This window comes from Mesorhizobium sp. M7A.F.Ca.CA.002.09.1.1 (genome assembly GCF_003998555.1).
Taxonomy (GTDB): Bacteria; Pseudomonadota; Alphaproteobacteria; order Rhizobiales; family Rhizobiaceae; genus Mesorhizobium; species Mesorhizobium ciceri.
The window spans coordinates 1-8704 of sequence record NZ_RZRR01000135.1 but is presented as its reverse complement, the minus strand read 5'-3'; the positions used below and the strand labels follow the sequence as shown (position 1 = coordinate 8704).

The 8704-nt window shown below is 65.2% G+C and carries 10 protein-coding genes and 1 pseudogene; 7 read left to right on the top strand and 4 right to left on the bottom strand.

Going from position 1 to position 8704, the window contains the following annotated elements; all coding sequences use genetic code 11:
• On the top strand, positions 1-388 hold a 388-nt coding region (gene soxR, locus EN994_RS08740), incomplete at its 5' end, for a redox-sensitive transcriptional activator SoxR (protein ID WP_127307484.1).
• A 103-nt stretch (positions 389-491) separates the two neighbouring features.
• Here the strand turns inward: soxR and EN994_RS08735 are convergent.
• Positions 492-749, bottom strand: coding sequence for a hypothetical protein (locus tag EN994_RS08735; protein ID WP_013529975.1), 258 nt, complete (start codon positions 747-749; stop codon positions 492-494).
• Positions 750-863: 114 nt separating this feature from the next.
• Between EN994_RS08735 and hemF the strand changes: the two genes are divergently transcribed.
• The 3 genes from hemF (at position 864) to EN994_RS08720 (ending at position 2736) form a co-directional block, all read left to right on the top strand.
• Positions 864-1778 carry an oxygen-dependent coproporphyrinogen oxidase gene (hemF, locus tag EN994_RS08730; RefSeq protein ID WP_024504549.1) on the top strand — a complete coding sequence of 305 codons (915 nt, stop codon included), beginning with the start codon at positions 864-866 and terminating at the stop codon, positions 1776-1778.
• 311 nt (positions 1779-2089) lie between these two features.
• Positions 2090-2350, top strand: a complete 261-nt coding sequence (locus tag EN994_RS08725) for a DUF1344 domain-containing protein (RefSeq protein WP_013529973.1) — start codon at positions 2090-2092, stop codon at positions 2348-2350.
• 200 nt (positions 2351-2550) lie between these two features.
• Positions 2551-2736, top strand: coding sequence for a DUF1059 domain-containing protein (locus EN994_RS08720; RefSeq protein ID WP_013529972.1), 186 nt, complete (start codon positions 2551-2553; stop codon positions 2734-2736).
• Position 2737: 1 nt separating this feature from the next.
• Here EN994_RS08720 and EN994_RS08715 read toward each other — a convergent pair.
• From EN994_RS08715 to EN994_RS08705, 3 genes and pseudogenes are all read right to left on the bottom strand, one after another.
• Positions 2738-4003 (bottom strand): annotated as a pseudogene (locus tag EN994_RS08715) (CCA tRNA nucleotidyltransferase).
• Entirely contained in the window at positions 4000-4635 is a 636-nt protein-coding gene (locus tag EN994_RS08710) for a CoA pyrophosphatase (protein WP_063168849.1), read from the bottom strand. The pseudogene EN994_RS08715 and the gene EN994_RS08710 overlap by 4 nt, the downstream one beginning before the upstream one ends.
• The gene (locus EN994_RS08705) at positions 4635-5264 is read right to left on the bottom strand and encodes a DUF1285 domain-containing protein (RefSeq protein ID WP_013529969.1); all 630 of its coding nucleotides are present in this window, start codon (positions 5262-5264) and stop codon (positions 4635-4637) included. The genes EN994_RS08710 and EN994_RS08705 overlap by 1 nt, the downstream gene beginning before the upstream one ends.
• 154 nt (positions 5265-5418) lie before the next feature.
• Between EN994_RS08705 and EN994_RS08700 the strand changes: the two genes are divergently transcribed.
• From EN994_RS08700 to EN994_RS08690, 3 genes are all read left to right on the top strand, one after another.
• Entirely contained in the window at positions 5419-6423 is a 1005-nt protein-coding gene (locus EN994_RS08700; protein WP_013529968.1) for a MoxR family ATPase, read from the top strand.
• Complete coding sequence (locus EN994_RS08695; RefSeq protein WP_013529967.1) at positions 6423-7385, top strand: DUF58 domain-containing protein; 963 nt, start codon at positions 6423-6425, stop codon at positions 7383-7385. The genes EN994_RS08700 and EN994_RS08695 overlap by 1 nt, the downstream gene beginning before the upstream one ends.
• A partial coding sequence (locus EN994_RS08690; protein WP_206530388.1) for a BatA domain-containing protein occupies positions 7382-8704 on the top strand: 1323 nt, incomplete at its 3' end. The genes EN994_RS08695 and EN994_RS08690, both read left to right, overlap by 4 nt.

The following is an 8704-nucleotide window of genomic DNA, read 5'->3' as shown; positions in this document are numbered from 1 at the left end:
CGGCTTGATCCGCAGCCACCGCACGTCGGGCAACCAGCGCCGCTACGGCCGCGACGTGCTGCGGCGCGTGGCGATCATCAAGGTCGCACAGGAGGTCGGCATCTCGCTGGCCGAAATCGGTGCCGCACTTGAATCACTGCCCGAAAGCCGCACGCCGACGCGCGACGACTGGAACCTTTTGTCGACCGCCTGGCGCGACGGGCTCGATCACAAGATCGCCCAGTTGAAGAAACTGCGCGAAGGGCTGACCGACTGCATCGGCTGCGGCTGCATGTCGATCGACAAATGCCCGCTGCGCAACAAGGGTGACCGGCTGGCACGCGAGGGAACGGGGGCAAGGAGGCTGGTCGCTCTTCCTTCTCCCCGTTCACGGGGAGAAGGTGCCTGAACGCAGTGAAGGCAGATGAGGGGCGGCGCCAGCATTGAGAGGTTCGTGCCGCTCCTCAACCTGCCTGCCGGCACCCTCTCCCCGTAAACGGGGCGACGAAATCCTAGTCGGCCGCAGGCAACCGCCTGATGGTGAACTCGATCAGGTCGCCCGGCCGCTCGAACCAGCTTTCGATCTCGGTCCAGTAGGCCTGCTTGGGAAAGCGCTCGAACCATTCCTTGGCCTTGAGCCGGGCATCGGAGCGTGGCAGCACGAAGGTCTCGCGCAGGAAACCGTCGCGCGGCATACGCACGCGCTCGGCACGGCTTTGGTCGAGCCTTTTCTTTAGGCCATCCAGCGGCGGTCTTGCCGGGGTGCGCACGAAACAACTCCTTGCACCGTAATGACACTTGACCCTGTCCCCTAAGAGATTAGGGATCGCGCCGGCAAAAGACGAGTCATTTGTGGGACTCGCCGCCCCAACCGGAGACGGCATTTGGAACGACCAGAAATACCGGCGGGCCTGCCCGCCGACATCGAACAGAAGAAGATGAAGGCGCGCCTCTGGTTCGAGGCGCTGCGCGAACGCATCTGCGCCACCTTCGAGCAGATCGAGCAGGATCTTGGCGGGCCGCTGGCCTCGTGGTCGCCCGGCCGCTTCGAAAAGACGCCATGGGAACGTGACGAGGGGCGCGGCGGCGGCGGCACCATGTCGATGATGCACGGTCGCGTCTTCGAAAAGGTCGGCGTCCACACATCGACCGTCCATGGCGAGTTCTCACCCGAATTCAGGAAGCAGATGCCCGGTGCCGAGGAAGACCCGCGCTTCTGGGCATCCGGCATTTCGCTGATCGCGCACCCATGGAATCCCAACGTTCCGGCCGTGCACATGAACACGCGCATGGTGGTCACATCCAGCCAATGGTTCGGCGGCGGTGCCGATCTGACACCGGTGCTCGATCGCCGCCGCACCCAGGACGACCCCGACACGGTCGCCTTCCACCGCGCCATGCAATTCGCTTGCGAGAAGAATGTCGCGGTGGCCGATTACCCAAAATTCAAGGCCTGGTGCGACGAGTACTTCTATCTGTCGCACCGCAACGAGCCGCGCGGCACCGGTGGCATCTTCTTCGACTGGCTGCATTCGGGTGAGGACAAGGGCGGCTGGAATGCCGATTTCAACTTCGTCCAGGATGTCGGCCGCGCTTTTCTCGTCGTCTACGGCCACCTTGTGCGCGCCAACTTCAACGAGAACTGGACCGATGGCGACCGTGACGAACAGCTCATCCGCCGCGGCCGCTACGTCGAATTCAATCTGCTTCACGATCGCGGCACCATATTCGGACTGAAGACCGGCGGCAATGTCGCCGCCATCCTCTCCAGCCTGCCGCCCGAGGTCCGCTGGCCGTAACAAAATGGTGAGCCCGGCGTGAGCCGCATTGATGTCCCATTCGCTCGAATTGGGCATGGAATGTGGCACACGGTGCGGCGAAAAATTTCTTTTTCGTCTAATAGGCTCTTGAAAAGACTGGTCTATTTGTGGCGCGGGGTCGGGAAGCGCCGGCGGTTCGCCTGCGCGCAATTTCAGGAAAGTGCGAAACGGCTTTCCGACCGGAATTGCGTCAAGACAAAGCGAGCCGCGACCCGACGCGACCGGACGGCCCAAGACGACGCGGGACATCTTCGTCAAAAAGATACCCGCCTTTCCAGGAGTACTTCGCAATGCGCAAGATCATTGTTTCGGCGGCCGCCGCTGCCCTTCTCGCTTCCGGTTCGGTGGCGTTCGCCGCCGTCAAGCACACCACCGGGACGATCAAGACCTTTGACACGACGGCCATGAGCCTGGTCCTCGACGATGGATCGTCTTTTACGCTTCCCAAGACCTTCAAGGATCCTGGCCTGCAGGTCGGTGAAAAGGTCCGTGTCTCATGGGACATGAGCGGCAAGAAAAAGATTGCCGAGGCTGTCAAGATCGCCAAGTGAAGGCCTGCCCGCCAAAACGGGACGAGACGAGGGCGGAGCGATGCTGCTCCGCCCTTTTGCCGTTGACGGCAACCAATACCACCCCATCTGTGTTATGCTTCTCACCCGTTCGCGGTCCGCGGTTTCAACCCTGGAACCGGACATGGGCCAAAAAAGTGCCGGAGCCTCGACCAGGCTCCACGGAGAAAAGGAGAAATCTCATGAAGGAATTTCACTGCGGGTCGCTCGTGCCCGGCTGTGACTGGCACACACGTGCCGACGAGGAAGCCGAGGTCATGCGCCGTGCCGTCGAGCACATGCGCGAGACACATGGTGAGACGGTCATCCGCGAGACGATGATCGAGGCGATCCGTTCGCGCATCGAAAAGACCCGCGACGCGGCCTGATCTACCCGGCCTGCAAGGCTTCGGCGGCGCGCTTGAGGAGCGCGTCGCGATCAGGGGCAAACCCGGCTTCGACCCATTCCGCTTCGAGATTCCTGAGGATTTCGCCGAGTTTCGGGCCTGGAGTTGCGCCGAGCGCCGTCAGATCGGCACCTTTCAGCGGAAACAACGGCTTTTCCCATTTGGTGGCGAAGCCAAGCAGGCGCGAAAAGCCACCGGCTTCGAGCAGCGCCTCATTGTCCTCGACGGCGCGCATCCTGGCTGCCGCAAGCGACAGCCGCAGACGGTCGACAAACCCCTGCCGGTCGCCGCGCTAGAGCCTTTTTGCCAGTTCGCCCTCGGTCGTCTTCGGCTCGACGGCGGTGGCGAGCGCCCATTGGCGCAGGCGATCCGCTTCGGCGGTCGAGAGTTTGAGCCGCTCGGCGAGCGACTTCATGCGAGCGGCATCGGGCGGCACGATCGCTTCCAGTCTGAGCAGCGGGTCGGGTGCCCAGCCCAGATCCTTGCCGGCCTTGGCCAACCCATGGATGGCATCGATACCCCATTTCTCGCTTTCCGGCAGCGCCGCGGTCAAGACACCTGCCTGCCGCATCCAAAGCAGCGCCCGTGACGGATCGGGCGCCGACAAAAGTTTCTTCAGTTCCGACCAGATGCGCTCGGACGAAAGCTGGGCCAGCCCTTCCTTCAGACGGGCGCAGGCTTTCAGCCCCTCGGCGTCGGGCCGTCCGTCGCCGTACCAGGCGAAGAAGCGGAAGAAGCGCAGGATGCGCAGGTAGTCTTCGCGAATGCGCGCTTCCGGGTCGCCGATGAATCGCAGCCGGCGCGCCTCGATGTCGGCAATGCCGCCGACCAGGTCGACCACCTTGCCATCGGCCTCGGCATAGAGCGCGTTGATGGTGAAGTCGCGCCGCTCGGCATCGAGCTTCCAGTCGCGCCCGAACGACACTTTCGCGCGCCGCCCGTCGGTTTCGATATCGGCGCGCAAGGTGGTGATTTCATAGGGCTTTCCGCCGGCAACCACGGTGATCGTCCCATGCTCGATGCCGGTTGGCACCGCCTTGAACCCTTCCGCTTCGGCGCGGCGGAGGGTTTGCTGCGGCAAGCAGGTGGTGGCGATGTCGATGTCGGCGACCGGCTGGTCCATCAGCGTGTTGCGCACCGCGCCGCCGGCGACTCGCGCCTCTTCACCGCCTTCGGCCAATGCGAACAGCAGGCGCTGTAGATGCTTGTCGGTGAGCCAATCGGCCCTGCCCGCGATCGAGACACTCACGCATAGAGCCTTTCATAGAGAGTACGAATGATGCCGGCGGTGACGCCCCAGATGCGCCGGTCGCCGTAAGGCATGTCGTAGAAGAACCATTCGAGATCGTTCCACATACGGCTGTCGCGCTTGTGGTTGGCCGGGTCCATCAGGAAGCGCAGCGGCACTTCGAAAGCGGCATCGACCTCGTCTGCGTTGAGCGTCAGTTGGAAACCGGGCCGCACGATGCCAAGCACCGGGGCGATGCGGTAGCCGCTGCCGGCGACATAGTCGGGCATGCGGCCGATGATCTCGATGCCATCTCGGCCAAGCCCGATCTCCTCGAAGGTCTCGCGCAGCGCCGCCGCCTCAGGGCTCGGATCGGTCGGATCGATAGTGCCGCCGGGAAAGGCCACCTGCCCCGAATGGCTGCGCAGCTTTTCGGCCCGTTTGGTCAGAAGAACCGTCGCATCGCCCTCATGATCGACCACCGGGATCAGCACCGCGGCATTGCGCAGCGCCTTGCCCTGGTTGAGGCGCGGATGGCCGGGGTTGAAGCGATGGTCGCCATAGTCGTCGTCGCCTGCATGTGCATCGGGCTGCACGGCAAAGCGCGCGCGAAAATCCGCGGATGAAAACGGCGCCGGCGTCACCTGGTCCATCACGCGCTCAGCCGCTTCAACTGGTCCGCCGGCATGATCGGGAACACGGCGCCCTTGGAGCGCACCGCGAACATCGTCTCGCCGCCGATTTCGATCTCCTCGCCATGCCCGACCAGTTCATACATCACCGGCCGCGCCACCAGCGCCTCCAGACGGCCACGCACCAGCACATAGGGCTTCAACCCGCCGGTCTCGTTCTCATCGACAAACCGCAGCGGCCGTTCCGGCCCGGCTTCGACGACGTCGCCGACATTGGTGCGGAAGGTGATTGTCTGCGCCTCGCCGCTGCCCGAAACGTCCATTTCGACGGCGATGAACGGCGCATCGGCGACGCGGATGCCGACCTTTTCTACCGGTGTCACCAGATAGGTCCTGCCATCGGCGTCCTTGCGCAGCACCGAGGAGAAAAGCTGCACCAGCGGCATGCGCCCGATCGGCGTGCCCAGATAGAACCAGGTGCCGTCGGCCTTGATCTCCATGTCCAGATCGCCGCAGAAGTCGGGATTCCAGCGTTCGACAGGTGCCGCGCCCTTGCCGGCACGGGCGGCGCGCGAGATCAGCGCCTCGAGACCACGCGCCTCGGTGGCATCAGTCAGGCTTTCTTCACGATGTCCCAAGGGTCCCGTCATGGTCACGAAATAGTCACTGTTGTTCCGCTTGTCAGCCTAAGTCTGTGATTTAAGTTTCGATGTAGGCGCCACGCGAGGCCGAATCGCGGCAACTTATGGTATGGTGCAGCCGTTGTTCCAGCCATGGTATTCCAACCACAAGGATCGATGCGGCATGAGCGTGATGGTCAAGGAAAGCCCGATCAGCGAAAAGGACATGATCGCCGAGGCCGAGAAGGCGCTTGCCGACATCTCCCGGATCCGCGACGGGGTCGGCCGGGTCATCTTCGGACAGGAAAGCGTCGTCGAGCGCACGCTGGTGGCGCTGCTGGCCGGTGGCCATGCGCTTTTGGTCGGCGTGCCGGGTCTCGCCAAAACCAAGCTGGTCGAAACACTTGGCATCGTGCTCGGCCTCGATTCGCGTCGCATCCAGTTCACGCCGGATCTGATGCCGTCCGATATCCTCGGCTCCGAAGTGATGGAGCAGGACGAGACCGGAAAACGCTCCTTCCGCTTCATCTCCGGGCCGATCTTCGCCCAGCTGCTGATGGCCGACGAGATCAACCGCGCGTCGCCGCGCACTCAGTCGGCGCTGCTGCAGGCCATGCAGGAATACCACGTCACCATTGCCGGCGCCCGCCATGACCTGCCGGCGCCCTTCCACGTGCTGGCAACCCAGAACCCGCTGGAGCAGGAGGGCACCTATCCGCTGCCCGAGGCACAGCTTGACCGCTTCCTGATGCAGGTGGACATCCTCTATCCCGAAATCGAGGCGGAGCGCCGCATCCTTCTGGAAACCACCGGCATCGAGGACGCGAAAGCGCAAAACGTGCTGCAGCCGGTGCGGCTGAAGGAGATCCAGACGCTGATCCGCCGCATGCCGGTGCCTGAAAGCGTCGTCGAGGCGATCCTGACGCTGGTGCGCTCGGCGCGTCCCGGCCAAGGCAATGCCGAGACCGATAAGAACGTCGCCTGGGGTCCCGGCCCGCGCGCCAGCCAGGCGCTGATGCTGTGCACAAGGGCGCGCGCGCTTTACGACGGACGGCTGGCGCCCTCGGTCGACGACGTCCGTGCGCTGGCCGAGCCGGTGCTGCAGCATCGCATGGCGCTGACCTTCGCCGCCCGCGCCGAAGGCACCAGCGTGCGTGACGTGGTGGCGAAACTCGTGAAAGGGATTTGATGCCGCGCATCGGCGAGGTCCAGGCTCCGGCAGCGACGCGCGACGCGCTCGCCCGTGGCCGGTTGCGGGCCTCGCTTGTGCCAGACCTGCTGGTCGAGGCGCGCCGTATCGTCAACACCGTGATCGCCGGCTGGCACGGCCGCCGCAAGCGCGGCATCGGCGAGAATTTCTGGCAGTTCCGGCCCTATGTCGAGGGCGATTCCTCGCGCATCGACTGGCGCCGCTCGGCCCGCGACGACCACACCTATGTGCGCGACCGCGAATGGGAAGCCGCCCATACCGTCTGGCTGTGGGCCGACCCCTCGCCGTCGATGCTCTACAAATCGACAGGCGCCAGCGTTTCCAAGCAATCGCGCGCGCTGGTGCTGGCGCTGGCCATGGCCGAGCTGTTGTCGCGCAGCGGCGAACGCATCGCCTGGCCGGGCCTCACCGACCCGTTCACCGCCCGCAACGGCGCCGAACGAATTGCCGCCCAGTTGATGCATGCCGGCGAGCTGCCGGCAAAACCCGACCTGTCCGACATCAGGCGCTTCTGCGACATCGTCATCGTCAGCGACTTCCTCGATCCCGTCGAGGAGACGATGGCCTGGCTCGACGTGCTGGCCCGCCACGGCGTGCGCGCCCACCTGATCGAGGTCGCCGACCCGGCCGAGGAGACCTTCCCCTATGCCGGCCGCACCGAATTCACCGATCCCGAGACCGGCGACAAGCTGACCGCCGGCCGCGCCGAAATGCTGGGTGATGAGTATCGCCTGCTCTACACCGCCCGCCGCCACGAACTGGCCGCCTGGTGCAAGCGGCTTGGCTGGAGCTTTACCGTCAACCACACCGATCGGCTCGCCTCCGACGCGCTGGTGCGGCTGCACATGGCGATGACCACTGATGGCCCCTCGGTCAGGCCGACCGCTGGCGGTCGTGCAGGCATCGCTGGTGGCGATCGGCCAGGAAAGGCTGTCGCATGAGTTGGCTGCCGCTCTCCTTTGGCGCCCCCATGGTGCTGTGGGGCCTGCTGGCACTGCCGGTGATCTGGTGGCTGCTCAGGCTGACGCCGCCCAAGCCGCAGACCGAGATCTTCCCGCCGCTGAAGATCCTGGCGCGCGTACTGAAGCGCGAGGAGACGCCGCAGCAGAGTCCGTGGTGGCTGACGCTGCTCAGGCTCTTGATGGCGGCCCTCATCGTCGCGGCATTGGCCGACCCGGTCTTCAATCCGCGTGAAAAGCTGCCGGCCGAAGGAGCCGCCCTTGCCCTGGTCATCGACAATGACTGGGCAAGTGCCGCCGACTGGGGCAAACGCGTCGCCACCGCCGAGCGGCTGATCAACGACGCCGGCTCCAACGGCGTGCCGGTCGTCATCGCCTTCACCGCCGAAAAAGCCAATGCCGAGATCGGCCCGTTCGATGCCGCCACCGCCCTTGACCGGCTGCGCGCCGCCAAGCCGCGGCCGATCCCGACCGACCGGCCCGCCGTCTATGCCCGCGTCGCCGGCGTGCTGGAGACCTTGCCCGGGGCCAGTGTCGCCGTGCTTGCCGACGGCCTGGCGGCAAAAGGCGATGAAGCCGCCTTCAACACGCTTTTGTCGAAAAATGCCGCCCGTGTCGTCTGGGCAACCGCCGACAGGCTGTCGCTGACGGGCCTGACCGCCGCCGACAACCAGGTCGACGGCTTTGCGCTGACCGCCATCCGCGCGCCGGGCGACCCTGCCCCGGCGCAGGTCACCGCCGGCGCCTTCGACGACAAGGGCCGCCGCATCGCCGATGCGACGCTGACCTTTTCGCCTGGCGAAACCACCGCCACCGGCACCATGGCGGTGCCGTTCGAATTGCGCAACGACTTCGCTTCGATCGCGCTCGACGGCGAGCGGCAGGCCGGTGCGGTGCGCGTCCTCGACGAAAGCTCCAAGCGCCGCCGCGTCGGGCTGCTGTCGCAGGCCGAGGCCGACCAGGCGCAGCCGCTTTTGTCGCCACTCTACTACATCAGGCGGGCGCTGCAGCCCTTCGCCGATCTGGTCGAACCCTCCAGCGCCGACCTCGCCGACGCCATCCCGCAGATCCTCGACCAGAAGCCCGCGATGATTGTCATGGCCGATATCGGCACCATTCCCGGACAGGTCCGGCAGAGACTTGTCGATTGGGTCGACAATGGCGGCACGCTGGTGCGTTTCGCCGGTTCGCGGCTGGCCACGGCGGGCGATGACGACGATTTGCTGCCGGTCCGCCTGCGCACCGGCGAGCGTTCGCTCGGCGGCGCGCTGTCATGGACGTCGCCGCAGCCTGTCACCGAA